General features: G+C 39.2%; 27 protein-coding genes, 1 pseudogene and 1 riboswitch. Of the genes and pseudogenes, 10 read left to right on the top strand and 18 right to left on the bottom strand.

Annotated features, from left to right (window positions below; genetic code table 11):
• Nucleotides 1–364: pseudogene (locus AC1DUW_RS09240) on the bottom strand (sensor histidine kinase); the annotation flags it as partial.
• Entirely contained in the window at nucleotides 361–1,038 is a 678-nt protein-coding gene (locus AC1DUW_RS09235; RefSeq protein ID WP_053344268.1) for a response regulator transcription factor, read from the bottom strand. The gene AC1DUW_RS09235 and the pseudogene AC1DUW_RS09240, both read right to left, overlap by 4 nt.
• 356 nt (nucleotides 1,039–1,394) lie before the next feature.
• Between AC1DUW_RS09235 and AC1DUW_RS09230 the strand changes: the two genes are divergently transcribed.
• Nucleotides 1,395–2,369, top strand: a complete 975-nt coding sequence (locus AC1DUW_RS09230; RefSeq protein WP_053344267.1) for a bile acid:sodium symporter family protein — start codon at nucleotides 1,395–1,397, stop codon at nucleotides 2,367–2,369.
• Between the two features lie 374 nt (nucleotides 2,370–2,743).
• The gene (locus tag AC1DUW_RS09225; RefSeq protein WP_152952222.1) at nucleotides 2,744–4,000 is read left to right on the top strand and encodes a DUF445 domain-containing protein; all 1,257 of its coding nucleotides are present in this window, start codon (nucleotides 2,744–2,746) and stop codon (nucleotides 3,998–4,000) included.
• A 76-nt stretch (nucleotides 4,001–4,076) separates the two neighbouring features.
• Here AC1DUW_RS09225 and AC1DUW_RS09220 read toward each other — a convergent pair whose 3' ends face one another.
• From AC1DUW_RS09220 to AC1DUW_RS09170, 11 genes are all read right to left on the bottom strand, one after another.
• Nucleotides 4,077–4,355, bottom strand: a complete 279-nt coding sequence (locus AC1DUW_RS09220) for a hypothetical protein (RefSeq protein ID WP_477642385.1) — start codon at nucleotides 4,353–4,355, stop codon at nucleotides 4,077–4,079.
• Between the two features lie 217 nt (nucleotides 4,356–4,572).
• Nucleotides 4,573–5,031, bottom strand: coding sequence for an SMI1/KNR4 family protein (locus AC1DUW_RS09215; protein ID WP_379147354.1), 459 nt, complete (start codon nucleotides 5,029–5,031; stop codon nucleotides 4,573–4,575).
• 20 nt (nucleotides 5,032–5,051) lie between these two features.
• Nucleotides 5,052–5,489, bottom strand: coding sequence for an SMI1/KNR4 family protein (locus AC1DUW_RS09210; protein ID WP_379147352.1), 438 nt, complete (start codon nucleotides 5,487–5,489; stop codon nucleotides 5,052–5,054).
• Nucleotides 5,490–5,588: 99 nt separating this feature from the next.
• Nucleotides 5,589–5,723, bottom strand: a complete 135-nt coding sequence (locus AC1DUW_RS09205; RefSeq protein WP_477642386.1) for an HNH endonuclease — start codon at nucleotides 5,721–5,723, stop codon at nucleotides 5,589–5,591.
• A gap of 66 nt (nucleotides 5,724–5,789) precedes the next feature.
• Nucleotides 5,790–6,149 carry a hypothetical protein gene (locus AC1DUW_RS09200; protein ID WP_477642384.1) on the bottom strand — a complete coding sequence of 120 codons (360 nt, stop codon included), beginning with the start codon at nucleotides 6,147–6,149 and terminating at the stop codon, nucleotides 5,790–5,792.
• A gap of 133 nt (nucleotides 6,150–6,282) precedes the next feature.
• Nucleotides 6,283–6,441, bottom strand: a complete 159-nt coding sequence (locus AC1DUW_RS09195) for a hypothetical protein (protein ID WP_477642383.1) — start codon at nucleotides 6,439–6,441, stop codon at nucleotides 6,283–6,285.
• 465 nt (nucleotides 6,442–6,906) lie between these two features.
• Nucleotides 6,907–7,362, bottom strand: coding sequence for an immunity protein YezG family protein (locus AC1DUW_RS09190; protein WP_053344263.1), 456 nt, complete (start codon nucleotides 7,360–7,362; stop codon nucleotides 6,907–6,909).
• A 21-nt stretch (nucleotides 7,363–7,383) separates the two neighbouring features.
• Nucleotides 7,384–9,408 (bottom strand): T7SS effector LXG polymorphic toxin, encoded by a 2,025-nt coding sequence (locus tag AC1DUW_RS09185; protein ID WP_477642382.1) that lies wholly within the window; start codon nucleotides 9,406–9,408, stop codon nucleotides 7,384–7,386.
• The gene (locus AC1DUW_RS09180) at nucleotides 9,405–9,695 is read right to left on the bottom strand and encodes a YwqI/YxiC family protein (protein WP_477642381.1); all 291 of its coding nucleotides are present in this window, start codon (nucleotides 9,693–9,695) and stop codon (nucleotides 9,405–9,407) included. The genes AC1DUW_RS09185 and AC1DUW_RS09180 overlap by 4 nt, the downstream gene beginning before the upstream one ends.
• The gene (locus tag AC1DUW_RS09175; RefSeq protein WP_477642380.1) at nucleotides 9,695–10,120 is read right to left on the bottom strand and encodes a YwqH-like family protein; all 426 of its coding nucleotides are present in this window, start codon (nucleotides 10,118–10,120) and stop codon (nucleotides 9,695–9,697) included. The genes AC1DUW_RS09180 and AC1DUW_RS09175 overlap by 1 nt, the downstream gene beginning before the upstream one ends.
• 245 nt (nucleotides 10,121–10,365) lie before the next feature.
• Nucleotides 10,366–11,772 carry a M28 family peptidase gene (locus tag AC1DUW_RS09170; RefSeq protein WP_477642379.1) on the bottom strand — a complete coding sequence of 469 codons (1,407 nt, stop codon included), beginning with the start codon at nucleotides 11,770–11,772 and terminating at the stop codon, nucleotides 10,366–10,368.
• A 274-nt stretch (nucleotides 11,773–12,046) separates the two neighbouring features.
• On the opposite strand from AC1DUW_RS09170, the gene AC1DUW_RS09165 reads away from it, so the two are divergent.
• Genes AC1DUW_RS09165 through AC1DUW_RS09155 form a run of 3 tightly spaced genes read left to right on the top strand, consistent with a single transcriptional unit; the run spans nucleotide 12,047 to nucleotide 16,258 of the window.
• Nucleotides 12,047–13,195, top strand: coding sequence for an iron-containing alcohol dehydrogenase (locus AC1DUW_RS09165; protein ID WP_053344259.1), 1,149 nt, complete (start codon nucleotides 12,047–12,049; stop codon nucleotides 13,193–13,195).
• A gap of 11 nt (nucleotides 13,196–13,206) precedes the next feature.
• Nucleotides 13,207–14,823, top strand: coding sequence for a sensor histidine kinase (locus AC1DUW_RS09160; RefSeq protein WP_477642378.1), 1,617 nt, complete (start codon nucleotides 13,207–13,209; stop codon nucleotides 14,821–14,823).
• Nucleotides 14,824–14,827: 4 nt separating this feature from the next.
• Nucleotides 14,828–16,258, top strand: a complete 1,431-nt coding sequence (locus tag AC1DUW_RS09155; protein WP_477642377.1) for a sigma-54-dependent transcriptional regulator — start codon at nucleotides 14,828–14,830, stop codon at nucleotides 16,256–16,258.
• A 77-nt stretch (nucleotides 16,259–16,335) separates the two neighbouring features.
• Here the strand turns inward: AC1DUW_RS09155 and adhP are convergent, their stop codons facing one another.
• Nucleotides 16,336–17,349 (bottom strand): alcohol dehydrogenase AdhP, encoded by a 1,014-nt coding sequence (gene adhP / locus AC1DUW_RS09150; protein ID WP_053347932.1) that lies wholly within the window; start codon nucleotides 17,347–17,349, stop codon nucleotides 16,336–16,338.
• Between the two features lie 279 nt (nucleotides 17,350–17,628).
• Here adhP and AC1DUW_RS09145 point away from each other — a divergent pair, with 279 nt between their 5' ends.
• Entirely contained in the window at nucleotides 17,629–17,925 is a 297-nt protein-coding gene (locus AC1DUW_RS09145) for a DUF3892 domain-containing protein (protein ID WP_053344256.1), read from the top strand.
• A gap of 220 nt (nucleotides 17,926–18,145) precedes the next feature.
• Here AC1DUW_RS09145 and AC1DUW_RS09140 read toward each other — a convergent pair whose 3' ends face one another.
• Together AC1DUW_RS09140 and AC1DUW_RS09135 are read right to left on the bottom strand one after the other, a co-directional pair.
• Nucleotides 18,146–18,958 carry a hypothetical protein gene (locus tag AC1DUW_RS09140; RefSeq protein WP_477642376.1) on the bottom strand — a complete coding sequence of 271 codons (813 nt, stop codon included), beginning with the start codon at nucleotides 18,956–18,958 and terminating at the stop codon, nucleotides 18,146–18,148.
• A 263-nt stretch (nucleotides 18,959–19,221) separates the two neighbouring features.
• Nucleotides 19,222–19,743, bottom strand: coding sequence for a YbaK/EbsC family protein (locus tag AC1DUW_RS09135; protein ID WP_252430091.1), 522 nt, complete (start codon nucleotides 19,741–19,743; stop codon nucleotides 19,222–19,224).
• A gap of 168 nt (nucleotides 19,744–19,911) precedes the next feature.
• Nucleotides 19,912–19,956, top strand: a riboswitch (PreQ1 riboswitch).
• Nucleotides 19,957–19,962: 6 nt separating this feature from the next.
• On the opposite strand from AC1DUW_RS09135, the gene AC1DUW_RS09130 reads away from it, so the two are divergent.
• The 3 genes from AC1DUW_RS09130 to AC1DUW_RS09120 all read left to right on the top strand — a co-directional run bounded on the left by AC1DUW_RS09130 (nucleotide 19,963) and on the right by AC1DUW_RS09120 (nucleotide 22,967).
• Complete coding sequence (locus AC1DUW_RS09130) at nucleotides 19,963–20,448, top strand: QueT transporter family protein (RefSeq protein WP_053344253.1); 486 nt, start codon at nucleotides 19,963–19,965, stop codon at nucleotides 20,446–20,448.
• Between the two features lie 121 nt (nucleotides 20,449–20,569).
• Nucleotides 20,570–21,226: a TVP38/TMEM64 family protein gene (locus AC1DUW_RS09125; RefSeq protein ID WP_053344252.1), complete on the top strand. Its 657-nt coding sequence runs from the start codon at nucleotides 20,570–20,572 to the stop codon at nucleotides 21,224–21,226.
• A gap of 115 nt (nucleotides 21,227–21,341) precedes the next feature.
• Entirely contained in the window at nucleotides 21,342–22,967 is a 1,626-nt protein-coding gene (locus AC1DUW_RS09120) for a PAS domain-containing sensor histidine kinase (protein WP_053344251.1), read from the top strand.
• Between the two features lie 89 nt (nucleotides 22,968–23,056).
• On the opposite strand, the gene AC1DUW_RS09115 is transcribed toward AC1DUW_RS09120, so the two are convergent.
• Entirely contained in the window at nucleotides 23,057–24,508 is a 1,452-nt protein-coding gene (locus AC1DUW_RS09115) for a cadherin-like beta sandwich domain-containing protein (protein ID WP_477642375.1), read from the bottom strand.
• A gap of 57 nt (nucleotides 24,509–24,565) precedes the next feature.
• On the bottom strand, nucleotides 24,566–25,435 hold the full coding sequence (locus AC1DUW_RS09110) for a VOC family protein (RefSeq protein WP_053344249.1): 870 nt from the start codon (nucleotides 25,433–25,435) through the stop codon (nucleotides 24,566–24,568).
• A gap of 174 nt (nucleotides 25,436–25,609) precedes the next feature.
• Between AC1DUW_RS09110 and AC1DUW_RS09105 the strand changes: the two genes are divergently transcribed.
• Nucleotides 25,610–25,977: copper resistance CopC family protein (locus AC1DUW_RS09105; RefSeq protein ID WP_477642374.1), on the top strand; the 368-nt coding region annotated here is incomplete at its 3' end.

Below are 25,977 nucleotides of genomic sequence, written 5' to 3'. Positions count from 1 at the left end.
ATAGCCCATTATTATAATTAGCTATCCCTTGATAGGTTTTCCCGTTCAAAACTCCTGAAATAATGTCTGAATCCAAAGTTGTATCCCGAAACGGCTCCCCATATAAAGTCCCTTCACCCTGCTCATTAAATAAATACATTTGATAGTGCAATCCTGCTATATGATTTAAATACGCATCAATATCCTGACCTGGATTTTCTTCATATAAAGAGACGATCTCACCAGCAACTTTGCTTATCTTCTCGCCATTGTGTGGTTTCTGAACCTTATGATAATAGACATTGGAAATTAAAAATGCGATGACACTGGCAAGCACCATAATCAAAATAGTTTGAATAACAATCCTGAAATAGAGTGTTTTCACTTCTTATTGACCTCCAGTTTATAACCTAAGCCACGGACAGTCGTTATCACAAAATCATCGGTACGCCCGGCAAAACGTTCCCTTAACCGTTTAATATGGACATCAACCGTCCGATCATCCCCTTCAAAGTCAGCACCCCACACCAGTTCAATAAGCTGCTCACGTGTAAAGACCTGATCAGGAAAACTCCCCAGCTGAGCTAGTAGCTCAAATTCCTTAAGCGGCAGGAGCAACGTATTCCCCTTTATTCGCACTTCATAACTTTTACGGTCAATAACCGTTTGATTCAAGGAAATCAATTCAGAATTAACCATGCGATACCTGCGCAAAAGAGCTTTAATTCGAAATAATAGCTCTCGGGGTTCAAATGGCTTGACCAGATAATCATCAGTACCAGCAAAGTACCCCTTTTCTTTATCGATAAGTTGATCTTTAGCTGTCAATAAAATAACCGGTAGATCATATTGATCCCGTATTTCCTTACAAAGATCCAGTCCGTTTTTATACGGCATCATAATATCTACAACAGCAAGATGGATTCGTTCTTTCTCTAGTAATGATGAAGCTTCATTTCCATCCTTTGCTTCGAACACCATGTACCCTTCTTTTTCTAAGTGAAATTTTAATAATTCTCTAATATGACGATCATCATCAGCAATTAATATATGTATCAAAGAAACCACATCTCCACTTCATTTAATAACCCTAGCTATTCATACAATAGCAATAATTGAGCATTTAAAACAACAAATACTAATTCGCGCTCTAGAAAACCAGTGGTTACTTTCCTTATAAATTAGTTTGCCAATAATATATAGGCCTATCTAATAAAAATAGCGACGACCAAAGTTTTTAAAACCTTGTCCGCTTTTTTATTAAAGTTAATCTTCATAAACATAAAAAGAAGTAGTAAATTGATTCCCAAATGGCTGGTTAGAAACGCATTGACACTTTTTATTACATAAAAGGGTTTTAAATATTCTGAATATAAATTATAATTGATTTATTTTAAAACATCTAGGAGGTCACTATGGGGTTAGTAGAGAAAATCAGCACATTTGCTGGTAAAACGTTTACCTTATGGGTCATTATTTTCGCAATTATTGCGTATATCATGCCTAATCATTTTATTTGGATTGGAGCCTATATTGTCCCGTTATTAGGAATTGTCATGTTTGGCATGGGACTTACACTATCAGCAGCGGATTTTAAAGAAGTTTTCCGTCGACCGAAAGAAGTAGCACTAGGGGTAGCAGGACACTTTATCATTATGCCATTATTAGCGTTTGCATTAGCAATAGGGTTCGATTTACCGAAAGAAGTGGCTGTTGGTGTTATTTTGGTTGGATGTTGCCCAAGTGGAACAGCTTCAAATGTCATGGTGTTTCTTGCGAGAGGAAATGTTGCGCTTGCAGTTGCCATTGCTTCTGTTTCCACTATTCTAGCACCTATCGTAACCCCCCTGCTTATTCTGCTCTTGGCAAGTAAATGGGTTAATATTAGTATTGGATCATTATTTATTTCTATCATTCAAGTGGTGATTATCCCACTGATGCTTGGATTTGTTGTTAAAAAGTTTTTCGGCAAACAGGCAGAGGTTGGTGCAAAGGCCTTGCCTCTAGTATCTGTCATTTCTATTGTTCTGATCGTATCTGCTGTAGTAGCTGGCAGCCAAGCACAGCTGGCTAAAACAGGATTGCTGATTTTTGCAGTAGTCGTTCTTCATAATGTTCTTGGTTTTTTCCTCGGCTTTTTCTTTGCTCGTTTATGCGGAATGGATTTAGCTAAACAGAAAGCAGTGGCAATGGAGGTTGGCATGCAGAATTCTGGTTTAGGTGTAGCTATAGCAACAGCTCATTTCTCGCCTTTGGCCGCGGTACCTAGTGCCATTTTCAGCGTTTGGCATAATATATCAGGCTCCGTTCTAGCCTTTATTTTCAGTCGCATGAAAGATAAAAAAAATGGAGAGAACGCTAAAAATAATTCGATAAAAATAGGCGCATAATAATGATGTATATGATCCAAAAAACCGATAATCTGGAGGGCTCTTTTGACTCTTTTAATTAAATTAGTGGATTAAGCCGATTGAGTAAATCGGCTTTTTTTATTGTGAATGAACTATCTGCATATTGAAAAGTTAAAGGGGAAATAACAAAAAATTCAAACGTGAAATATTAATGATTGTGGGTTCGATTTATATTGAGATGCATTTTAAGGTATAAGTGATATGCCTTTCCCCTGAGTAAATGAACTTACTGACTTTGTTGGGGGTAATTTTTTGAACTACCTGCTATACTACTAGATAAAAGTAAGACATAAAACTCTTGCTAATGATTTGGATATAGTAATTGAATATCATTTTAAGGATGAGGGAATATAATGTCACCAAAAATAAAATCGTCAAGAAAAATTGCTAGGTATTCACTAATTATCATGGGGTTGGGTTATATTGCAACCACTCCATTTCAAGGTTCATTGCCGCTAGATTTATTACATGGAGGATTTGAGGCTGGTTTAGTTGGCGGATTAGCAGATTGGTTTGCAGTCACTGCATTATTCCGCCATCCGCTTGGATTACCAATCCCCCATACAGCGCTTTTGCCCAACAATCGTAAAAGAATGACAAATGCACTTGTTTCGATGTTAAAAAACGACTGGCTTTCTAAGGAAAGTATTCAGGACAAAGTAAAACATATTCCTTTTACTGAAAAATTGATCCCTATTTTAGTAAAAGAGATACAAAGTGATACTTTTAGAAAAGTCCTGATTAAACTTATCAAGCAAATGATTGGTTATATAGATATTGAAAAGATTACACCTTTCGTTGCAAAAAAAATTAAAGCATCACTTTCTAACATAGACATGAGTAAGATTCTACATTTAGTAAGTTCACAGTTACTTAACGAAGAGTTTGATAAGAAGGCTTTGGATCATGTTTTGAAAAAAGCTGAAGATTGGTTAGGAAAAAAACAAACAAGTCACCAACTAGGCACTGTTTCCATGGATGTACTTAGTAAGATTGAACTGGAAGGTATGCTTCAGTTTGCCGTTAAATCCATTCAAAGTCTACTTAACGAAGAGAAACTTGGGAATATCATACAAAACCTGTTATTAAGTGTCGTAAATAATTTACAAAACGAGGACGAACCAAATAGAGAGGCTTTAATCTTATATATCAGGAAAGAGATACAAGGCATTAACCATAACCGGGAACTGTTAGAAGGAGTTGAAAAATGGAAAAAACAACTTCTAACAAAATGGGAGCCTGAGGCGACAATAACGGGAAGTCTACAACAAATTCAACAAGAAGCATTGGATTTCGTCGAAGATGAACATTTCATGGATACTTATCTGACTCCAATGATTCATCACACACTAGACAATATTAAAGAAAATAGCACCCACATTGATCATTGGATACAGAAACAAATTACTGTTCTCATTGAAAATAATCATACGCAAATCGGCAATCTTGTACAAGAAAATTTAGATAAGCTAGACAACGAAACTCTAATTGATATGATGGAAAATGGTGTAGGAAAAGATTTACAATGGATTCGTGTGAACGGAGCGGTTTGTGGTTTTATAATAGGGATTATCCTAACAGGTATACAAGCTCTACTTAAGCTGGTATAATTCCGGCATCGGCGGCCGATCTTGTAACAGCAGCTTGCTGCTGTTTCAAGATCGAATCCGTTTTACCTGCCTAACATCATACCGCCGTCTGCATATCCACATTGTTCAGCCTTCTTTTTTTACCTATTTCTTCATCTATATTTTCTAACGTGTCTTTTCCTGATCTCGCTATGTCTGTTATTGTAGCTTGAGCATTCTGAACCTGCTTTTGCGCAAATTCTTTACTGTAAGGGATGAGCTTTGTCCCACTTGCTACTTTATCAGCGACCTTCGCAGCACCAGCCACACCACCAATTCCAAGTGCCATCATCAGGCCGTTCTGGCGCTGTTCCTCAGTTAGATGGTTTCCGAACATGTCTTTGCCGGTGACCGCTTCTCCTAGTCCGTTGGCTGCGATGAGTCCGTATATCCTGTATTCGGTTTTCTGGAGGAGGCTAAAGCCTTTTGACACCAGCCATGGTTATGATCCTTTTGACCTTAAATACAAAATAAACCAAATCTTAACTTAAATCAGTTAAGATTTGGTTTATCTACATATTATTTATTATTTCCCCAAAATTAAGTATTTGTTTTTACTTGGCGACAAGTAAATTGTCCATGAACTCTTTAAAATTTCCAGATATCGGTTTGATAAATTCTTTCCTTAACTCGTTATCTTCTTCAAAATAGTCCATGTCACAAAAATATACTTTACCTTCTTGTTCTCTATCTAAAGATAAACAGATTAAACTATTAGCCGGATCTAATCCTATAGGGAGAAAATCTTTTGGTACTATCTTGCTTTCATTATACTTAATGAAATTACTTTCTAGATTTTCATCTATTTCACTTGATAAAGGAAAAAATAGTATAATCGAAGAAGTGATTGTATGATCTTTTGTTTGAAATCTTCTATTTACTGCTTTTCCGCCATTATTAGATAATAAAAACCTACTAAAATCTTTCGGTAGTACTATATTAAATTTTTTCTCAAAATTTTCAAGTTCACTTACCGAAATTTTTTTAAATGTGTATTCAAACTTGTATTCCATTTTATTTTTTGCTCCCCCTCCTACTTTGTATCTTCTAAAGAATACAATTGCTTCAACAAATCATTAAATGTATCACACACTAATAATAACGCTTCCTCTTCATGATTGAGAAAAACTATTTTGGGAGAAGAATGATTATTTCGATAATCAAAGCATAAGTAGTTTCCAAATGGATCTCTAGCAAAAGGCACAATTCCTTTTAACGTTGGACCAGAAAATCTCTCATAAAACATTTCTATATTTATATCATTATCAGTAAAACTAATTAAATCATTAAATACTCCCTGTTGCCCTTCACTGAAATTAAAGATATTAGGTTCTGGAAAACCTCCGTTATATTTCATAACACATATTTTGTAATCATCAGGATATTCTATATCAAACGCTTTTTCAATCGAAGCTATTACACTCTCATCGGGCTTTTCTTCCTCTACAAATAGCCACTTTTTCAATCCCATGTTACCATCTCCAGAATCTCTTTTTTTATAATACCCTTTCTTCCCGATTCACCACCGCCCCATATAGCTCTTCCACCAGTATGTCCGGCTGCTTGGTGTTCAAAACAATCCAAAAATTTGCATTTTACCTGATTCCTGATGATGATGCCAAGTAAGTGTTTTTAGAACTCTACCTTCTTTTAATAATTCATATTCTTTTGCAGTGAACTTTTCAGCTAATTCTGGATTCCTGATTACTTCTTCATATAAGGCTTTAGATAAATACTCAAATTGTACGGCATCTGTTTCTAAATAATATTTTTATGGTAAGAAAATATCATATTTTGAATGAAAAATCGGGAATCCACCTTTGTCATAATTCACTTGATATTCTTTACCGTTTTTGGTTGAAATAAAAGTGTACAGTGTAGTTCCGTCTTCATTACGTTCTTTATATTTATAATTTCTTGGTTGGTTAGGTCTTCTCGCATATGCTGGTAGTTTTCTAGCTGCTTCAACCATCGCATCATCGGCCTTCACTTGGTTTACAGAAGAAAGTCTCTTCACTGCAAACTTCTGTACGATATCCTTAACCGTCGTATTATCAAAAGTGACATGTTTGTAGTTGTTTCCATACGCCGTCGCTAATTCCTCGACCCTAATACGGAGAGGCACTTTCACTTTGCCGATTTCTCTTCCGAAGGCCTGGACCTTCTGAACCTGCTTTTACACAAATTCCTTACTGTAAGGAATGAATTTTGTACCACTTGCTACTTTTTTCTAAGCCGCCTTGCCTAAGTATATCCATATTTTTTCAATAGAATGATTTTAATACCTCACGGCATATTATCTGAGGAACCCAATATGGCTTAAGTTGATTTTTCTCTAGTGAAATTTTTTTTAAAAATTCTTCTGCTAATTCTTTTAATTCGTCTAATAATTGATACTTATCTATCGATACTTGTGTTTCCATTACCCAATCATCGCCTGCTCTCCTCCTATTAATGTTCGCACTCGTATAAAAATTTAACACTTAGTACACTAATTAAATAATCATGATCGTTTTAATCCATGTATGTAAACATGCAAAAAAGCACTCGTCGCCTATAGTAGACAATCAAGTGCTTTAAGTTCATACATGTTCTAAGTTTAGTAATATCTTTTAGTTTTCATAAGTTTGTAAGTTTCATGTTTTTATATTGACAGTATGACATCTTCTTTATTTCTTGACAAGTGTCACGTTTAAACCCATGAGCTTATGCAATCTCGTTAGTTTGGTTGCCGATGACATCTATGAGTGGTCCTATCTAGTCAAATGTCATCTCGCCCTATTCTCGTTCTTATTGCCTTAATATTAAAATAACATTGATACTCCTTGAAGGTATAACCTTCATGAGTCATTAATTCAAATTAGAGCATGTCTTTAACTGTAAACAATTTAAAGGTTATTATTTTTTATCTCCTCAAACCACTCATTAGCAATATGATGGGCCGTTTTAACATCGTCATTAGTATAAATTAAATCATACTTGTATTCAGCTTGAAGCTTGCCACTCTTGGTATCATATATTAATTTCAACTCAGTTGGCAGGTCTCTTTCATATTCTTCGCACAATACTTTGATTTTTTCGACATTATCATTGATGATATCTAATACCATAAACCCTCGTTCTGTAGACACATCATATCTTTCATCCCCATTCTCCAATGCATCATTCAATTTATGAGACTTTACATACTTATTGTTAATCAAATAAAAGAAACTGCTCGAAATAATTCCTTCTTCACATGAAGCATAAACATATACTTTATCAGCTCTATCTTCAACATATTCCATACATATGGATATCATATCTGCTTGCAATTCACTAAATATCTCTTCAAATTCTTTCATACTACTTTTTCACTCCTTTGATTAATTTTTAAGATTTGCAGAACCAAACTCACCATCAATAGTATATCTGACTTTAAATTTCTCTGGACGCATATCGTTCCCAGAGTAAATTATATCAACATCAACTGTTACTTTTTTGGGAGGTGTTTCTTTTAAAGCTGCAGCCCATATTCCTTCAATTTTCTTATATTGCTTCAAATTAACATCAGATAATTGCGAAACCAAATTGTCAATCTTAGGTGAGCCTCCAAACCTATCAGCTGCCAAATGCCCTGCATGGTCTTTACCTTTTACTTTACCTGGTGTATTTTTGCTGTGTGACAATCTGTCTTTTCTCTCTGTTAATTGTAAATTTTCTGTTTCAAATTTTGAAATCCTACCTAAATTATCTGTTTCATATAAGTAATCATACTCTCCAGCTTTATACCTAATATCAGGCTTTAACCTATTTTTTCTACCATTTGTAAACTGTTGCCCTTTGTCGATAAATGTTTTGACTTCACTTACTCCAGAACTACCTTTACCCGTACCCTTAGGAAGATTCTTCCCTGAAACACCCACTACTTTGCTATCCTTCACCGTAAATTTCTGATAGGCTTCCTTAATTGTCTGCTTTTCCATCACAACTTGGCGAAGAGTTGGTCCTCCTACGAGGGAAACTTGTTCCATGCTTATCCGTTTAGGGATTTCTTTTTTACCTATTTCATTACCTATATTTTTTAACGTGGTTTTTCCTGATCTCGCTATGTCTGTTATTGTAGCTTGAACTTTCTGAACCTGCTTTTGGGCAAATTCCTTGCTGTAAGGGATGAATTTTGTACCACTCGCTATTTTATCAGCGACCTTAGCCGCACCTGCAACCCCACCAATTCCAAGTGCCATCATCAGCCCGTTCTGGCGCTGTTCCTCAGTCAATTGGTTTCCGAACATGTCTTTGCCGGTGACCGCTTCGCCGAGGCCGTTGGCAGCGAGGAGTCCGTATATCCCGTATTCGGTTTTCTGGAGGAGGCTAAAGCCTTTTGTTGTTTTATAGGCATCGAGCGCGTGGTTTGCTGCGTTGAGTCCTTTGGCCGTTTTGTATATAGCGCTGCCGCCTTTGATGGCCCGGCCGGCCCAGCCGACGACTGGGATGAATCCAGCGGCGGCCATGGCGCCGGCGGCGATTCGTTCGGCTTCGGACAGCTTGCGGCCCGTTACTGGATCGACTCCGGTTGATGCCCTGATTGAATCATAATATCCCGTGAATTCCCCTGTAAAGGTTTTTGTCGTATCCCAAGCTTTTTCATACCACGGACGGTTTTCGAGTTCTTCCATTTCACGTTCGATTTCCTTGGCTTCGGCTTGTTGCTTTTTGAAGGTCTGATAGTCTTTCATCTGACCGGCGACTTCATCCTTCACTTGATAGACGTCACTATTCCTAAATGCCGATTGATTGAAAGTCATCGGCGAAACGTTGCCGTCCTGTTTGGTGGCATCAAGCAATGCACGGAAGAGGCCAACGGCCACGTTTTCCTGCCCGACGGACACATCATATTCCTCGACCAATTGCCGGTCGACGTTCTCTACCTTTGTCATGGTGTCATCCAGTCTCTGTCCGGCCAACGTGATTTTTTCATTAAAGTCTTTTTGGTCGAACATATTGAGAGGAAGGATATCATCAATACTGTTCAGGATTCTTTGGAGATCGCTCGCTTGTTCATCGACAAGCGACTTCGCTTGGTTAACGCCATTCGAGACTTCGCCGTCTAAAAAGGGAACCTCGACCACCGTATTTCCGGAGAGGTCTGCCTCTTCCAGACTGGCTGGAACGCCTTCCAAAAAACTGATCTGGGTAGTGAATAGTTCCATCCAGGCGTCGGCCACCTCGATTTGCGCTTCATAGAAGCCTTTGATGGCAGCGGCACCTGCCCCTTGAAACTCGTGATCCAGGCCGACGATACCCTGAAATTCCTTTTTCAGCGCGACGACTTGCTCCTTTAGCTTTTCATATTGTTCGGCACGCGACTTGGTCGCAGCCTTCAATGTATTCGCTTCGTATATTTTCATCGCGGCTGATACCCATGTGAAGACGTATGGGCAATGGCTTCATCCTGTTCTTTTAATAAGTCAATGTTAGCACGGGTATCTTCCACATTTTTCTGGACGATTTTGATATATTGCTCGGAGACCTTCTCGAGGTTCGTTTCCCGGTCAATCCACTTCGAGGTGAACTCCAATTTATTGTTGCCTAGCTCGCCTGCCGGCAGATTTCCAAGCGTGACTGTACCAAGCGCCGTCTTCACCTGATCGACTTGCTTTGTTACGGCAGGATGATTCAGTTTGATTGTCGTCATTAAAACAACCACCCTTTTAAATATGATATTTTACTTTCTAATTGATCAATGACGGCTTCTCCTTTACCTAAAAGAACATCCGCTTCATGGGCTATGGTGCTTGCTGCACTCAGAGCTTTATTCTCTATATTCAGCATCGTGATTTTTCCCTCGATTTTTTCTTGGTAGTCGTCATAATCATCATAAATGATCGTAGACATAGCCTGGTATGCATCACTACGGGCATCCTGGAAGTCTTCTGCACGATTTCCTGTCCAGCTTTTTGCTAAGTCTGGATTTTTAATTTTACGGATTTCCCCCAGACATGTATTCTGTTCTTCTTTGATTTGTCTTTTTGCTTGCTCCAAACGATTAATTTTTTCATTCACATTGGACATTTTACTGGAGAGGGCAGAGTGAATGTCACTCAATGAATTTGCATACACTTAAAAATCACCTCAAACATACTATTATCATTGGGTATACTGTCATATTTTTCATATTTTTCATTATAAGGATTATAGTCTTAGAGTTAAATAGGGATAAATAAGCTATTTATGATAGGTCTTTAGGGAATTCATCCCATACAGAAAGATTCCAGCTTAGACTTTCCACCCCTGTTTTTTCCATTTTCAAACATAAAAAGAGAGTGCAGGCTGCACCCTCTAAAATTCATACTCATTTTAATGCATTATCTCAATTCCTTTTCGTCAAATAAATGCGGAACCTTCACCTTTTTCCCTTTTTTATGATTTAGATTAGGTTTTTTAGCTTCGATTTTAGCTTGGTCATAGACAGCGGTGCCGACAATTTCAGCAACATCTTGAAGCTTTTCCTTTGAGATTTTATCAATGGTATCATCAGGAGTATGATACCAAGGTTCTGATGGACTGTGGATGAATAAAGCAGCGGGAATTCCAGCCTCAGCGAAAGATACATGGTCACTTCGCCCGCCTTGTCCATATGGAGTCGGCTCACCATTCAGTCTTGTACTTGATTCCTGAGCCAGCTCGGTTACAAGGTTCATTTCTCCATCATTAGTCAAAATAACCAAATCTCCAGCGTCCCTGCTTCCTACCATATCTAGGTTGAAGTTGGCAATCGTCCGCTTGATATCATCATCAGAGAGGTTGTCCACATAATGCTGCGAACCTAACAATCCATTTTCCTCGGCCCCAAAGGTAACGAAGCGAATTTCCGTATCTGTAGGAAGATTCTTCAAAACACGTGCAAGTTCAAGTGTAACGGAAGTGCCTGATGCATCGTCATTTGCTCCAGGTGCCCCGGCGACGGAATCATGATGGCCTGTGATATAAATGATATCGCTCTGCTTAGCTTTAATGGTCTTGGTTGCTTTTTTTGTTGCCACCACGTTATAAGAGGTTTTTTCTCCGGTATGAGCCCCTTCAATTTTTAATGATGCGGTCAGTTTAACTCCAGTATTCAATTTTTCAAGCAGGGCTTCTCCATCCTTTTTCGTTATCGTGACTGATGGAATATACTGATCATTAGCCCCTCCAAGGGTCCCATTTAATTCCCCATCTGCATTATTGAATAGGATGACACCTGCTGCCCCTTTTTCTGCTGCATTCAATACTTTCTCTGCAAAAGTGAAGCTGCCTCTTTGAATAAGGGCGATCTTCCCTGTAACACCCGCTTTTTCAAGCTCTTCCTTCGTTCCTAAACCGGCGTATACCATTTCACCGGATAGATCACCATTTACTGAATAGGTTAAATGGTTCGATTGGATTTCCCCATCAAATCCGTCAATGGACAGCTCGACCAGATTTGGGTCTGTATAGGATAAAAAACTAAACTCTTCGATATCGGCCATATAGCCATAAGATTTAAGTTGCTTTTTGATGAACTGTACGGCCTTATACTCAGATTCCGTACCAGCTACTCGAGGTGTTTGTGAGAGGTATTCAATATTTTTGTAGATTTTGTCGACATCGATCCTTTTAACGATTTGCTTGTCTGCGGACGGCGCCTGATGTACTGGAGAAGTATTCGGTGTTGCTAAAGCAGTAGTAGTGGTCCCGGCTGCCCCTAATGATAATGCTGCGACTAATGATAAGGATAGAAATTGTTTTTTCATAGATTGCCTCCCAGTTTAATAGATTCCCTCTATCATTTTACAATATATAGAAATTTCTAACTAGGTAGGTTTATCCCTATTAATCTGTTCCTAAAGTAACGAATTTACAAATTTAAGAAACTAGAGAGAAATTTGACCTGTGCCAAAAGTTGTATTTTATTTAATAATTTGTCACATTATATAAAAATTCCTGCGATTCAAACAGGATTTTCGCCTTTCTTCGGGAAAATAGTACAAAGAGAAAATGACTTTAATCAGGGAAGAAGGCGCGAAGATGTCGATAACTAAATTTGTGATGCCGGAAGTTATTTTTGGAAAAGGTTCTATTGAACAAGCTGGTGAGGCTTGCTTGCGGTTGGGTGCCAAAAAGACACTGATAGTTAGTGATTCCGGTGTAGCCAATGCTGGTTGGCTTGATATTGTCATGGAAGCCTGCCAAAATGCGGGGCTTGCTTTTGCCACCTTCATTGAAACGACGACCAATCCGAAAGACAGGGAGATCGAAGCCGGTTGTTTATTTTTTAATAATCATGAATGTGACGCCATCATAGGTGTGGGGGGAGGAAGTGCCTTGGATGTCGCAAAAGGGATCGCCCTTTTGGCAACGAATGGTGGAACCATCAGTGACTATGAAGGAGTTGATAAAGTCCATTCTCCTCTACCCCCTATGGTGATGATCATGACCACTGCCGGATCGGGTTCGGAAGTCTCACAGTTTTCTGTGATTGTCGATTCGTTCCGGGAGAAAAAAATGACGATCATTTCAAAATCCCTCGTTCCTGATATTGCGATTGTTGACCCGGCTACCTTAACGACCTTAGAAGCAGATTTGACCGCCGCTACTGGAATGGATGTTTTGACACACGCCATTGAATCCTATGTATCTATCGCTGCAACTCCTTTGACCGATGTACAAGCCACAAACGCCTTGTCCATTGTTTCCCGTTACCTACGCCCTTCCGTTGCGTCTAAACATAATGAGGAAGCAAAAGAAGCGATGGCGATGGCCAGCCTGCAAGCCGGTCTTGCCTTTTCCAATGCCATATTGGGAGCAGCCCATGCAATTTCACATGCCATTGGCGGAAAGTACCTGCTTCCGCATGGTGAAATCAATGCTATCCTTCTCCCCCATGTCATGGACTTCAACCGAATTGCGGCCCCGAAGCGATTCAGCCAAATAGCAGAGATCATGGGGATTGATACGAGAGCTTTAACTGAGCAGCAAGCCGGCACCGCTGCCGTACACTTTGTAAGGGACTTGTCCCAGGATATCGGGACACCCAGGAGCCTAGGTGACGTGGGCATTACCAAAGACATGATTGATACAATAGGAATGACCGCCCTCGAGGATGCCTGCATGATTACGAACCCTCGGGATATGTCATTAGAACAGATTAGGCAGTTGCTCCTTACAGCCCTATAAGAGGTGAAAACATGAACAAATCTGAGTTGATCGATTTAATGACAGGCGTTAAGTCTTCGAAAAAAACATATTACACGGAACTTAAGAAAACCGTGGATCAGTTGAAGAAGAAAAATATGCAGCTTGAAATTATGAACGATATCACTAAAAACATGAATATAGACATGGATATTCACGAAATTCTCCGAAATGTTATCTCAAAACTCAAGCACCTAATTACATTCGATGACAGTCATTTTGTCATTTTATACGAAGAAGAACCAACTCTTCTCCATATTTGTCCTAATGGCCAATGCGAGCTTGAAATTGAATCCAAAAACCTATTACACCCTTTTCAGGACTTCTCATCTGCCTTGAAAGACGAACAATCCATTCAAGTGGAAATCAAAATGCTACCAGACTTCCCGGAAAAAAAAAGACTGCTATCTCTTGAGATTGAAACGCTTCTATTGGTGCCCCTGTATGGGAAAAATAAAAAAATAGGGGTTTGGACCTTCGGCAGAAAGAAAAAGAAAACGTGGCATAAAGATGAGTTGGATTTTCTTGAGCAACTTTCCAACCAGCTTGCACTGACTTTGGAGAATGCCCAGCTCTATAAAGAAGTTCTCCATTCCAAACAAGAATGGGAGGATACCTTCAAGGCCGTCGAAGATATGATCATCGTCTTTGATCGCCAAGGAGAAGTCTACCAATCTAATGATGCAGCCAGAGCTTTTTTTGACTTAAGTCCTTTAATTGAGAAATCTCAGACTCTGATTCAAGAGACATTTGTACAGGATAAGCCAGGGTTTCAAGAAATTTTGCTTCAGCCTGAAGCGATCTTGGAAATGCATGCCTATCCGATTCAAAATAAGGATCAACAGGTCTATGGAGTCATTGCTTATTATAAAAACGTCACCGAGAGAAGACAGATGGAAGCTCAATTGTTGCATGCCGGCAAGCTCGGAGCCATCGGCGAAATGGCAGCTGGAGTTGCCCATGAATTGAATAGCCCATTAACGGCCATTCTTGGAAACTCACAGCTTTTATTACGGAACACTTTACCAGACAACGAAGATTATATGCTTCTAACCGATATTAAAAATTGCGGCGACCGGTGCAGGCAAATCGTGAAAAGCTTACTTACCTTTTCCCGTCAAGATGAATATAGATTCCACTATTACTCTATTAACGAGGCCATACATCAGGTAATGAACCTTCTGAAGTTTCAACTAGGGAAGAAACAAATTTCCCTTCATCTTTCCCTTCAGGAAGATCTTCCTTTCATAAAGGGAAGCCAACCTCAGATAGAACAAATAATCATCAACTTGCTATTGAATGCCCAGGATGCATTGGATGATTGTGATATATCGGAAAAACTCATTACGATTCATACCTATTCTGAAGAAGAATTCATGGTGGTGAAGGTTGCTGATAACGGAGCTGGGATTGAAGCAGAGCGGCTGCCGCTCATTTTTCATCCTTTTCATACGACTAAGGACCGTGAAAAAGGTACAGGCCTAGGATTATCTGTGAGCCTTGGTATTGCGAAAGACCATGGAGGCAAAATTGACGTAATAAGCGCACCTGGAAAAGGAAGTGTATTTTTCCTGAGGCTTCCCTTGCAGCCAGAAGATGAAAGGAGATGATGAGATGATTCATTTACTTGTGGTAGACGATGAAAAAGAAGTTGGTACCTTTTTATCCCGCCTTTTTTCGATGAAAGGATATCACGTACAGGTCGTGAACAGTGGAAAGGAATTTCACCAAATAGATTTTAATCAGCAGCGCTTTGATGCCGCGATGATAGACCTAAAGCTTCCAGATTGTGATGGCCTATCTCTCCTGCAGTATCTGAAACAAAAACAACCGCTTTGCAAGGCACTGATTATGACCGGATACAGCACAGTCAAGACCGCTGTCGAGGCAATGAAACTTGGAGCGAGTGATTATATGGAAAAACCCTTTGTGGATATTGAAGTATTGGAAAAGCAACTTGACAACCTATTGAATGAAAACGACGATTTGAATCAACACTTTATCCATAACCTTGCCAAAGAGTCGGGTCTCATTGTAGGAGAAAGTTTATTAATGAAGGAACTGATTGAAATGGCTTTCAAAGTGGCTCAAAAATCCGTCAATGTCTTGATCGAGGGAGAAACAGGGAGTGGCAAAGAAGTACTTTCCCGTTTCATTCACTCAGCAAGCCCGCGAAGCCACGAGCCCTTTATTGGTATTAATTGTGGAGCAATCTCGGAATCCCTTCTCGAAAGCGAATTATTTGGGCATGAAAAAGGGGCCTTCACCGGAGCAACCCAACAACGAAAAGGTTTCTTTGAAATTGCAGGGAATGGCACCCTTTTCCTCGATGAAATTGCCGACGCGAGTCCGGCCATACAAGTCAAATTGCTTCGAGTTTTGGAAACACGGGAATTTATGCGTGTCGGAAGTAGCGGGACATTAAGAACAAATGCCCGCTTAGTAGCCGCCTCCAATGAAAATCTGCAGCAGGCAGTTGAAAAAAACAAATTCCGGGAAGACCTATTTTATCGACTGAACGTCGTCACTCTTGATATCCCCGCCTTGCGTAACAGAAAAGAAGATATTCCCCTCCTTGTCCGACATTTGGTTGAAAGAACTGGCCAGGCAGATATCTCCTTTTCCAATGAAGCTATTGAAAAATTACAGCAATACGACTGGCCCGGTAATATACGCGAATTATCTAATATAATCATGCGAACTCTCACTCTTGCTGACCATAAACAGGAAATCTCGGCAAATGATATCCTTCTATCTACCAACCAGGTTATTCCAATAAAAAAATACCCGCCGAATGCGAATCAATCGACTGAAAATCATCTCGAAGAATGGCGTAAACAGCTGGTTGCCGACTTTAATGAGAAAGATGAACTAATGCTCGAGGAAATCCTTAAGGAAATCAAACAACTCGAATCTACAATTGGCAAAGAACTCGTCATGCAGGCACTTCAAAAAACCTATGGAAACCGAAATGAAGCGGCAAAGCGTTTGCAGATCTCCATGAGAAAATTGCGATATATATTAAATGAGAAGAATCAGACATAATCTAATTATAGAATTCTTATAAGCTACCTAGAACAAACGAGGGTGTCCGACTTTAGGACCCCCTCGTTTGTTTATTTCTATTCTAAAGTTAATACGATTCGTCCGTTGATTTCTCCCTTTTCCATCATTTGAAACACGTCATTGATTTCATCAAGCGTTCTCGTTTCAATATTCGTCCTTACTTTGCCATCAGCCGCAAATTGAACAGCTTCTTGTAAATCTTTTCTTGTACCAACGATTGACCCTTTTACAGTCACCCCATTTAGTACCGTATCAAAAATTGGAATTGGAAGTTCGTCATTCGGCAATCCGACAACGACCAATGTTCCACCCCTTTTAACTGAACTGTAAGCTTGTTCGAAAGCTTTTTTCGTAACCGCTACAGAAATGGCTGCTTGTACTCCACCAACTTTTTCCTTAATGGCTTGTACAGGATCGCTCTTAAGACCATTAACCGTGAAATCTGCTCCTAATTCTGTAGCCAGATCAAGCTTATCATCTTGAATATCAACGGCAATGACATTAAAGCCCATAGCTTTCGCGTATTGAAGAGCAACATGACCCAATCCACCAATTCCATAGATTGCTACCCAATCTCCAGGTTTAGCTTCTGACACTTTAAGCGCTTTATAAGTCGTTACACCAGCACAGAAAATCGGTGAAACTTCCGCAAAGTCAAGCCCTTCAGGAACCTTGACCACATATTTTGCTGGTGCTTTGCAATATTCCGCATAACCGCCATCCACAGAATATCCAGCATTCAATTGATCCAGGCAAAGCGTTTCCCGTCCAGTCAGACAGTATTCACAATCGCCACATGCCGAATAAAGCCATGGAATCCCAACGCGGTCACCAACCTTTAATGTAGTAACGCCTTCTGCCACCTTCTCAATAATGCCTACACCCTCATGTCCAGGAATAAGCGGCAGCTTCGGTTTTACCGGCCAATCACCATGTACCGCATGTAAATCGGTATGACACACGCCACACGCTTTAATTTTCACTAATATCTCACCATATTCTAATTCTGGGATTGGTACATCTTTAATCTCAAGCTCTTGATTAAATTCATTGACGACCGCCGCCTTCATTGTCTTAACGTCTTGTATTTTTTTTGCATCCGCAGTACTTGCCCCTTGTTTTACATTCATGATTCATATTCCTCCCTTTTTTAAGTGGATATTTCTCACTTCCACTTATTTATGATGCAAGTGCCATGCCAGAAGAATAAAGCCCGGACAACAGTCTTTTCAAAAAAAGAATGCCGAAAAGTCGGCCCATTTTGACAAAAATACGGCTCAATCTGGACGAAACCTGGTTTGTATATTGCTGACCAAATAGCTCACCCTATAAATAGGAGGTGTCCAAGCATGGACCAATTTGAAAAAGCATATGAATCCTACAAACAGCAGGGAACCCCACAAGTAAACCAACATGATACAACTGGAAAAGAAGAAATTATCGCAGTACGAAAAAATGAAGATGACAATATTATTGCCATCAAAACAAACTCTGGGCGGGAGCTTGACTATCCCACCGCTCTTTCGGAAGCTAAGGCAGGCAACCTCGCCAATGTTGATGTCTTCCATAAATATGGCCGTGACATATTGCGGAGTGAGCCCGATGGGGTAAAGGAAAATAACCTGGATGAGCTACCGGAGTTCTAACTATTTGAAGAAGCTGCCTCACGTATAGGCAGTTTTTTTCTGTCAGGGGGGGTTAAACAAAAAGGAACCAGCATAGTAGCTGGTTCTCCTAAATTCCAGTTAAACTTACAAGCCCATCCTACTACATGGTCTCTTCGCCTTGAAAATGTGGTACAGCTCTGCTTTAAAATTGCAGAGTTATTTGAAGTATGGTCTACCTAAGATGTCTCTCACCATCATTTTATTTTTCATACCGATAGGATTCAGAGATTTCGAGCAGTTGGCCACAGGATTCCACCACTTCGATGATTTCTATCCAAGACATGTCCAACCCAAGTTCATTAGCATGAGAAATCTTATCCCGTAATTTCCGGATGGCATTCGCATCTTTCTTTCCTTTACTTTTAGAAGGAATTTGGAAGAAGAACCTCAATTCCTGATCTTTATGAATGATATCGAATTTATCACTGATTTGCAGACACTCTATTAAATTGATATCCTCATTTTTATCGATTCTCCTCCTATATAATTCGGTAGCCTTTTCTAAACGATCTCCGCTGATCATTGGATACCAACTGTCATCCCCGAATTTATCCATGATGATATCACTCATCCTCATTTCCAAAAGGGTAATATAGCCAAAAATCAGCATTCTGATTGGAGGCTTTTGCAGATCAGCGTGGGTAATCAACTTTTTAATTGAATTATTTTCTAACACGAACACCCTCGTTTTATTCTTAAAAATATGGAGAAGTTGAATCAAAGGGGTTGAATCCGAAACCAATTCTCTTAGTGTAAAACATTTCAAATACTCCGCAATCTTGCCTTCACCAAGTTCTTGCCTTTCGATATATCCGATAATTTCCCCTTGATCCTCTACCGCCAATATATCGAAATTCTTTTTTTCCAATTCTTTTTGTATCTCCAGTGCTAAATCGTTTTTATGGCAATACTCAAGCTCCTGGGCAATGCTCTTAACCGTGATATTTTCTTCATAAAGAGTTTTAAGACTAAGATAACTGCTATTGTTTTTTTTATAGCTTCCATTGAACATCTTTAACCCTCCACTTACGAACTTTCTGAACGATTTGCCTATGCGCCATGTTGAACAAACCTCCCCTAATTAGACCGTTAATTTACATCTGCGGTCAACTTTTCAGAAAAAAATGGGAGCAAACCTATTAGGAACAAGTTAAAAGCTTATAACTAAAAACCCAGTAATAAAAAGGGAAAAGGTAATGTCTCTCGTTATCAACAAATAAAGTCCACCAAAGTGGACTCATTTCCATTCTATGTGGTTCTTTTTGGTACGATAAATCAAAATCCATCAACTGTCTTACCTACTGCTGCTTCCTCATTCTGCTCTTCTTCCCATGCCTTACAAACATCAACCCAATCCTTCGCTCCTGAATATTCAAATAATTCAGCGAGTTTAAGTTCTATTGCAGAGTTCGCACTTCCGCATGCTGGGAATAAAGACTCAAAGCGCTTCATCGACACATCAAGGAAAACATCTAGGTCATTTGCCAACCCAAACGGGCAGACTCCTCCAATGGCATGACCAGTCTGTTCAAGCACATCCTCAGCTGACAACATTCGTGCCTTGAACCCGAACATCTGACGAAATTTCTTATTATCCACTTTTGCGTCCCCTGCGGCAACAACCAAAATCGCATGCTCACCTTCCCCCTTAAAGGAAAGAGTCTTAGCAATCCGCGCTGGAATAACGCCGATGGTTTCTGCAGCCTCATTCACCGTAGCACTTGATGTTTCGAACTCCATTACATCGCCTTCCCGGTCCCATTTTTTAAAATGGCTCTTGACACTCTCGATCGACATATTATAACCACTCCTTTGAAGTACATGTAAAAATAATATCATCCTTTATTGCAATAAATCAAAATCATTTGAGACATCCACAGCTTGAAAACTTATTATTTTGAAACCATTCTTTACAAATTGACGAAACAAGCCTACATGGGATACTATTAGTCTTCGGGCAAAAGCCTAAACGTGGTTCGTAACCATCCCACGATAAAAAACTAGGGAGAGAGTAAAATGAATGTTCGTACACTCGTGATAAGCGGGTTATTGGCCGCCTTATATGTGGTGGTCTCATTTGTGTTTCAACCAATATCATTTGGAATATACCAATTTCGGGTTCCGGAAATATTGAATCATCTGATTGTATTTAACAAAAAATATATCTACGGCATAGTGGGCGGCGTTTTCATATCGAATCTGCTCTTTTCGCCGATGGTGCCATATGATTTGATATTCGGGGTAGGGCAATCTCTGCTTGCCTTATTGCTTGTCATTTTTGCCTCACGCTTCATAAAGAGCATTAAAGGACGGATGATCGTTACGATTATCTTTTTCACGTTCACAATGTTTTTAATTGCAATCGAACTGAACCTTGCCCTGGATTTACCATTCTTGTTAAGCTGGATGACCACGGCTGTCGGTGAGTTCATCGTCCTTTTAGTTGGTGCGCCAATTATTTATGGAATGAATAAAAGAATTCAGTTTGAAAAGTGGCTATAAAGGAATCTTCGCGTCGTTAACCCACTATAATGGAAAAGAGCTGTCTGCTTCATGCGGAAGCTCTTTTTTTCACCATTGAACCTGAAGATGATAAACTATTAGTATGAATGGTGGTGACCTTTTGAAAAAAATACTGACCTTAATCGGTCTATTGGTAATAGTAATATTTATCGTTTCCAATGCAGAATTGTTCACCATGGTTTGGAAAAGTGATTTGGATTCAGTTATAACCATATTGACAGAAAACCTTTTGCTTACTTTTGTTGTGACATTTGTGTTGATGATTGTCCAAAATTCTTTTACCATTATACCCTTAATTTTACTCCTAACCATCAATGTCGCGATATTTGGATTCATATATGGGTACCTATGGAGTTGGGTTACAAGTGTCGTTGCATCAGGATTCATTTTTTATGCAGCCAGGAACTGGTTTCAGGCACCTCTCTTAAAGAAAATGGGCCCAAAATGGAAAGAATCCGTTGTAGAGCATGGCTTTATGTACGTGTTTACCGGAAGGATATTCCCACTCATACCAACAAGTTTAATTAACTTGGCAGCTGGAGTCAGCTCTGTAACCTTCAAGGATTTTTTATTAGCGACCGCACTCGGAAATCTTATATACTTTTTCTTTCTATCCTTAATCCCTTATGGTCTCCTATCTGTGGAAATGAACGAATATACACTAGCTGTACTCGCCTTCCTCTTCTTACTATTTTTCCTTATCTATAAACGCTTTAAGAAGAAAAAGAAAGTAACCTTCTTCAGGAAAAACAGGTGACTGTTAGGGCTCCTGTTTTTTTATTTATGATTCTGCATATATTTTTCTTTGATAGTTTGTTAAAATGTGTATGTATTTTTAGCCTTTGAAATGTCGTAAATCAGGGAGAATCTCCATGTCCAAACGCTCCATTTTAGTACTATATATCCTATTTGGGATTCTTACACTAGTCGTGTTCGACTACTTTTTAACTACTAATATTGAAAACAAAGAGGTCTTTATTCAACTCCAAAGAGCAGAAGGAATTGTTTTTCTTTTATCAATAGGCTTGATTTTATTTCTTTATTTGGCTAAAAGAGAAAAATTCAAGCAATTAAAAGAGGAGGAACAGCGTCGTCGCACGCTCATTAATTCAATGGTAGACTTCGTTAACTTCAAGGATGGAGATGGCCGATGGCTTGAATCCAACACCTTTGGTCTGCAATTATTTCAATTGGAACATGTAGACTATAAGGGAAAAAAAGACAGTGAGCTCGCAGAATACTCCGAATTTTATAAAGAGTCGTTAATCTACTGTGAAATTTCAGATGAAGAAACGTGGATAAAAAAGGAGATTACGCGGTGTGAGGAAATCATCCCGCTACCCAACGGCAATCATAAGACCTTTGATACCATCAAAGTTCCTTTGTTCTTTGAAGATGGTTCCCGAAAAGGATTAGTGGTCATTGGCAGGGATATTTCTGAAAGAGTTGTCGCAGAAAATCAATTATTTGAGAGTGAACAGCGCTATAAATCATTGTTCGAACACAACCCTTATCCGATGCTGATGCTTGATTTAACCGGAATAATTACCACCGTCAATCCAAGGTTTGAAACAGTTACAGGCTTTCATCAAGAAGAAATCCAAGGTGCCTCTTTTATTGAGTTAAACTTTTCCGCAGAAGATGAAGAACTGATTCGTACATCCTGTCAATACGTCGTGGAAAACCAAAAGGGGATAAAAAAAGGAAAAGATATAGAGTTTCTCACGAAATACGGGAAGTCTCTTTTACTTTCATGTACATTTGTCCCGATGCTTATTGGAAATGAATTAGTCGGAATTATTACCTATGCTAAAGATGTAACTCAAATCCGAGAAACGGAAGCACGCTTAAGAAGAACCGAAAAGTTGTCAATAGTCGGTGAACTTGCTGCCAGTGTAGCACACGAAGTACGTAACCCATTAACTTCTTTAAAAGGATTCGTCCAGTTACTTAAAAAGAGCGACCACCCCTTTGAACAATACTACACTATTATGCTCAGTGAATTAGACCGAATCAATCTGATTGTAAGCGAATTACTTGTTCTTGCAAAACCTCAGGAACTCCCATTCAGTAAACACCAAATTATTGAACTGATGGATGAAGTCAAAACCTTGCTTAAACCAGAGGCAGACTCATATTCTACAAAAATATCGATAGATGTAAAAAATGAAATCCCGCTTCTTTCATGTGAGGCAAATCAGCTCAAACAAGTGTTTATAAACATGATTAAGAACTCTATGGAGGCCTCCGCCGATCACATTTGGATTGATTTCGAGCAAATCGACAATACCCTTTCCATAACCATCAGGGATAATGGAAGTGGAATCGAAAAAAATCGTTTGAAACATCTAGGAGAACCTTTTTATTCATCTAAAGAAAGAGGAACGGGTCTAGGATTGACCGTTAGCTGCCGAATTATTGAGGCGCACAGAGGAAAGGTTCGTTTTAACAGCGAGCTAAATCATGGAACCGAAGTCAAAATTGTTTTACCAATATAAATTTCAGGACAAGCCTATTAAATCTTGTCCTTTTTTTGTATTCTAAAAAAAGACCCCTTCAAATTTTTTGAAACAGTCCCTTGGTAATATTAAAAAAGAGAGAGAACGAATTTCTTTATTTTCCCCAAAAATGAAATGGATTCTGTTGATTGATTATCCATCGTCATCATCTGGCTACCTTTGTTATTGGATTTAAGGTTTTCCGATTTACTAGATGTACTCATTTGTGTTGCTCCAACTACTGCCTCTTTTTCAGTTTTGGCATCATCTACAGTTTCTTCCTCATCCATGTCTACATCGATATCTTTATCGAAAACAAGGACGTAGGTACGTCGTGCTCCATCTTTTGAGACTGTTACTGAAATTGCCGTCTTAGCTTTATTCTTAATCGTTACGGTTTTACTGCTTTCACCGTCATATTTTATCGTAGCTCCACTTGCGCTAGCTATAGCTTCAATTTGGACTAAGGTAATATCCTTATCGACTTCGATATGATATGTATGCTCATCAGAATCAAAAGATTTGTTCCACGTTCCTTTTGATACTGTCAAAGTGTTCAACACTGGTGCGTTATTGCCTTCCTCACCTACGGACCCAGCTGACATTACCTTTTTAACAGAATCCGATAAGGTTTTTTGTGTAGAAATGCTTGCAATCTGCTGTGCTTTAGGTGCTTGGCTACTTAGCATTTGACCTTTGGATGAATCCGAAGGAGTTGATGATGGTTTGTCACCGTTATCGGAGGAAGGTTGAGTTTTACTTGCTCCTGTTGAAGATTCCTTTTTAGCTTCATCTCCTTTAGAGGTATCCTTATCTTCGGTTCTCTTTGCCTTAGCTGCAGCCCTTGTAATCGTAAGCGTGTATGTTTTTCTATCTCCATTTTCTGCTGCAACGACAATCTTCACTGTTGTCTTACCAACTGGAAGGTTCACCTTTACTCCTTTACTCGTTGCATCTATTCCATTTACGTTTACCCTTGCAGTACTGTCACTCACTGTTGGAGCCACCGTAATGGTATTGACTTTATTCGCCAAAGAAACCTTATAAGCTGTTACAGACGCATCAAATGTTAAAGAACCTTTTGATAATCCAATCGCAGTTAAAAGGTTGTCATCGCTTTCCGATTTATCAACCTGGACGGTATAGGTAGTCGTTTCATTTATCCCATCACTGACCGTTATCGTGAACGTATTCTTACCAGTTTGAAGAGAAAAATCCTCAGCCTTCCCATTTGTCAGTTGTATACCATTCACTGATATGGTAGCAGTCTCACTGGAACTCTCAGCAAGTAAGCTGATTTTTTCAACATTCTTCCCTACTGTTGCACTATACTCTAGAACATCGGCAGAAAACTGTTGATTCAATGTTATACCATCTATTTTGAGCTTAGATAGAGTATTTACCGTTTGGGCCTCTCCCTGTGTGACCGCTGTATCCTCCGTAGCCTCCGCTGTAGGCATATAAGTGAACGTTCCCATTCCCACAAGAGAACCGACCAAGATCACCTTCACACCTTTTTCTTTAAACCTTTTCTTTAACAACGCCTATCCCCCCTATTATTCCTGCAAATGTGGTAGGGTCAGGTTAACAAAGAAACCTTAATTATTTCTTAATGTGGGAACGACTAAATGGATGACATTTCCTGACGGATCCTTTGTTACAACAGCTTCTTTCTCCTGGTTTATAAATGATCCTAATTGCTTTAATCGCTCTACTGTGTTTTTTCGTGCCTCTTCACTAGGTAAAATAAGCGTGAACGACTTCAGTCCTACACTTGTTGCCTCCGGTGCAGGAGCCCCGACTCCATTCCATGTATTAAGGCCAATGTGATGATGGTATTTGCCTGTCGAGACAAATAGGGCTTGCCCTCCATATCGTACAACAATATCAAAGCCTAGTCCTTTTGTATAAAACTCTTCGGTAGCACCAATGTCTGCTACATGTAAATGAATGTGGCCCATTACGGTTTCACTTGGCAGACCTGTCCAAGGTGTTTCATCATTTTCTGCTAATAGTCCTTCTGCATCAAGGGCCACCGTACCCATTTCAACTTGCCCATTCTGCCACTTCCAGGTTTCTTCCGGCCTATCACAATAAATTTCAATTCCATTTCCGTCAGGATCCCCTAAATAAATGGCCTCACTTACATAGTGATCCGAAGCTCCTTGCAGCGGATATCGACATTGAATCAAGTGCAGTAATATCTTAGCCAAATCAGCTCTGCACGGTACTAAAAGCGCAAAATGATATAAACCAGTCGTCCTCAATTGCTTCGGTGTTACACCATCTGGTTGTTCCAAAATCAGTAGTGGTGTCTTTCCATCAGCTGTTAACACTGCTTTATCAGCTGATTGCTCAAGTACTTCGAATCCAATAATCTCCTTATAAAATTTTAAACTACGCGATAAATCCTCTATAATGATATGTACATAGCCGACATAGGTGTTGGGATAACTTTGAAATTTCATTTTCTGTCCTCTTTTCATTTTAGTTACGTTAAGTGGTAAATTTATTATAGGTATTTTATATCTTTCTAGTATTTCTTAATTTCATTATATAAGTATTTTTTTTTCACTGTTTTTTCACATTTTTATTTTATACTGAGCTTGCATAATCTTATGAAAGGATGATGGCGCACCAATATGAAGAATTATTTATGGCTGGTTATCAGCCTATTCAGTTTGCTTTTATATCCAGTAACGGCTTCTGGTCATGCTTCTGTTATAAGTTCTAATCCTAGTCCAAATGAAGTAATGGATACTCTTCCTGAAAAGATCAGCATTCAATTCAGTGAGAATATACAACCAGCTTTCCATTCACTTGAGGTATTCAGCCAAGATGGGGACAAAATACAAATTCAAGACAGTACAATCTCGGAACAAAGTGAAAAAATACTGGAAGCTAAGTGGAAAGGCACTATCGATGAAGGAATTTACAACATAAAATGGAGAGTGGTTTCGAGTGATGGCCACCCCATTGAAGGGACAATCCCCTTTCAATTCGGAGATTC

The organism is Peribacillus sp. P4_C12, from assembly GCF_056402095.1.
The sequence above is the reverse complement of the archived record's forward strand: the minus strand, read 5'-3'. Positions and strand labels throughout refer to the sequence as shown.

Excerpts from the sequence above, each read along its gene's own strand:
- AC1DUW_RS09120 (WP_053344251.1), top strand. The coding sequence starts at position 21,342 with ATGTCCAAACGCTCCATTTTAGTACTATATATCCTATTTGGGATTCTT.
- AC1DUW_RS09225 (WP_152952222.1), top strand. The coding sequence starts at position 2,744 with ATGTCACCAAAAATAAAATCGTCAAGAAAAATTGCTAGGTATTCACTA.
- AC1DUW_RS09215 (WP_379147354.1), bottom strand. The coding sequence starts at position 5,031 with ATGGAATACAAGTTTGAATACACATTTAAAAAAATTTCGGTAAGTGAA.
- AC1DUW_RS09145 (WP_053344256.1), top strand. The coding sequence starts at position 17,629 with ATGGACCAATTTGAAAAAGCATATGAATCCTACAAACAGCAGGGAACC.
- AC1DUW_RS09185 (WP_477642382.1), bottom strand. The coding sequence starts at position 9,408 with ATGAAAATATACGAAGCGAATACATTGAAGGCTGCGACCAAGTCGCGT.
- AC1DUW_RS09165 (WP_053344259.1), top strand. The coding sequence starts at position 12,047 with ATGTCGATAACTAAATTTGTGATGCCGGAAGTTATTTTTGGAAAAGGT.
- AC1DUW_RS09220 (WP_477642385.1), bottom strand. The coding sequence starts at position 4,355 with ATGTTCGGAAACCATCTAACTGAGGAACAGCGCCAGAACGGCCTGATG.
- AC1DUW_RS09210 (WP_379147352.1), bottom strand. The coding sequence starts at position 5,489 with ATGGGATTGAAAAAGTGGCTATTTGTAGAGGAAGAAAAGCCCGATGAG.
- AC1DUW_RS09160 (WP_477642378.1), top strand. The coding sequence starts at position 13,207 with ATGAACAAATCTGAGTTGATCGATTTAATGACAGGCGTTAAGTCTTCG.
- AC1DUW_RS09195 (WP_477642383.1), bottom strand. The coding sequence starts at position 6,441 with ATGGAAACACAAGTATCGATAGATAAGTATCAATTATTAGACGAATTA.
- AC1DUW_RS09110 (WP_053344249.1), bottom strand. The coding sequence starts at position 25,435 with ATGAAATTTCAAAGTTATCCCAACACCTATGTCGGCTATGTACATATC.
- AC1DUW_RS09170 (WP_477642379.1), bottom strand. The coding sequence starts at position 11,772 with ATGAAAAAACAATTTCTATCCTTATCATTAGTCGCAGCATTATCATTA.
- AC1DUW_RS09190 (WP_053344263.1), bottom strand. The coding sequence starts at position 7,362 with ATGAAAGAATTTGAAGAGATATTTAGTGAATTGCAAGCAGATATGATA.
- adhP (WP_053347932.1), bottom strand. The coding sequence starts at position 17,349 with ATGAAGGCGGCGGTCGTCAATGAATTTAATCAAGAGCTTGAGATTAAA.
- AC1DUW_RS09140 (WP_477642376.1), bottom strand. The coding sequence starts at position 18,958 with ATGTTCAATGGAAGCTATAAAAAAAACAATAGCAGTTATCTTAGTCTT.
- AC1DUW_RS09130 (WP_053344253.1), top strand. The coding sequence starts at position 19,963 with ATGAATGTTCGTACACTCGTGATAAGCGGGTTATTGGCCGCCTTATAT.
- AC1DUW_RS09180 (WP_477642381.1), bottom strand. The coding sequence starts at position 9,695 with ATGACGACAATCAAACTGAATCATCCTGCCGTAACAAAGCAAGTCGAT.
- AC1DUW_RS09230 (WP_053344267.1), top strand. The coding sequence starts at position 1,395 with ATGGGGTTAGTAGAGAAAATCAGCACATTTGCTGGTAAAACGTTTACC.
- AC1DUW_RS09155 (WP_477642377.1), top strand. The coding sequence starts at position 14,828 with ATGATTCATTTACTTGTGGTAGACGATGAAAAAGAAGTTGGTACCTTT.
- AC1DUW_RS09135 (WP_252430091.1), bottom strand. The coding sequence starts at position 19,743 with ATGTCGATCGAGAGTGTCAAGAGCCATTTTAAAAAATGGGACCGGGAA.